This window comes from Streptomyces sp. NPDC054841 (assembly GCF_053611045.1).
Genome location: NZ_JBSGZO010000881.1, coordinates 1 through 1,539 on the forward strand (window position 1 = coordinate 1; position 1,539 = coordinate 1,539).

1 protein-coding gene is annotated in these 1,539 nt (G+C 68.9%); it reads left to right on the forward strand.

Going from position 1 to position 1,539, the window contains the following annotated elements; translation table 11 throughout:
* Positions 1–1,539: APC family permease (locus ACWGI8_RS44160; protein ID WP_453669248.1), on the forward strand; the 1,539-nt coding region annotated here is incomplete at both ends.

A 1,539-nucleotide genomic window follows, 5' to 3' on the forward strand; every position in this document is an offset into this window, starting at 1 on the left:
AACAACGACAACTACAAAAAAGTAGACGTCGCCCACACCCCCCGCGTAAAAGAGCAAAAAAACGCCTTTCCCGAGCTGTACGACGACAGGCTGTGGCTCTGCCTGGTCGTCCTCGCCTTGATCACGGGCGTGAATCTGCGCGGCATCGTCGATTCCGCCAAGGCGTTCATCGCGCCCACCGTCGTCTTCGTCGGCGCGATCCTCGTCCTGATCGCGATCGGCCTGTTCCGCGATGCCCCGGTCTCCACCGAGGCAGCCGCCGGGCACGCTTCCGTGCTCGCCGACAACGCCACCACCGTCGGTGTCCTGCTCCTGCTGAAGGCCTTCGCATCCGGCTGCTCGGCGCTGACGGGCGTCGAGGCCATCGCCAACGCCGTCCCGTCCTTCCGCGCCCCGGCCGCCCGCCGCGCCCAGCACGCGGAGGTCGCGCTCGGTGTGCTGCTCGGTGTGATGCTGATCGGCCTGTCCGTGCTGATCTCGCGCTTCGGGCTCCAGCCGGTCGAGGGCGTCACCGTGCTGGCGCAGCTCGCCGACGCGTCCGTCGGCCACAACTGGGCCTTCTACGTCATCCAGTTCGCGACCATGGTTTTGCTGGCGCTCTCCGCCAACACCTCGTTCGGCGGACTGCCCGTGCTGCTGAAGCTGCTGGCCCGCGACAACTACCTGCCGCACGTCTTCGGCCTGAAGGCCGACCGTCAGGTCCATCGCCACGGTGTGCTCGCCCTGGCCCTCGTCTCCGCCGCGTTGCTGGTCTTCTCCGGCGGCGACACCAACACCCTCGTGCCGCTCTTCGCGATCGGCGTCTTCGTCGGCTTCACCATCGCCCAGACCGGCATGGTCCTGCACTGGCGGCAGGTACGCGGCCCCCGGTGGGCGGGCAAAGCACTGCTCAACAGTCTGGGCGCGGTGCTCACAGGTGTCAGCGCGGTCGTCGTCACCGCCACCAAGTTCCACGACGGCGCCTGGCTGATCGTCGTCGCCCTGCCCCTCCTGGTGGCCGGTTTCGAGGCCGTCCACCGTGAGTACGGGAAGATCGGTGAGCGCCTCGGGATCGGACGCATCCCCGAACCGCCCTCCCAGGAACGGTCGTTGGTCATCGTCCCGGTCTCCTCGCTGACCCGGCTGACCCGCGATGCCCTCACTGCCGCGGCCTCCCTCGGTGACGAGGTCCGGGCGGTCACGGTGTGCCACTCCGACCCGGAGGACAGTGCCCAGACCGACGCCCTGGAGCGGGACTGGGACCTGTGGAACCCGGGCGTCCCGCTGGTCCGGCTGCCTTCCGGCCGTCGTACACTCGGCCGGCCGATCGCCGCGTACGTACAGAAGACCGCCGCGATGGACCCCGGTACCCGGATCACCGTCCTCATCCCCGAGGCCGAACCCGCTCACATGTGGCAGCGGATCCTGCAGAACCAGCGCGGCGCGGTCGTCGCCCACGCCGTGCGCCGGGACACGGACGCGGTGATCTGCCGCCTCCGCTTCCGCCTCACAGAGGCAGAGTCAGTTCGTACGGGAACTCCTCACCGCCCCGCAGACAGG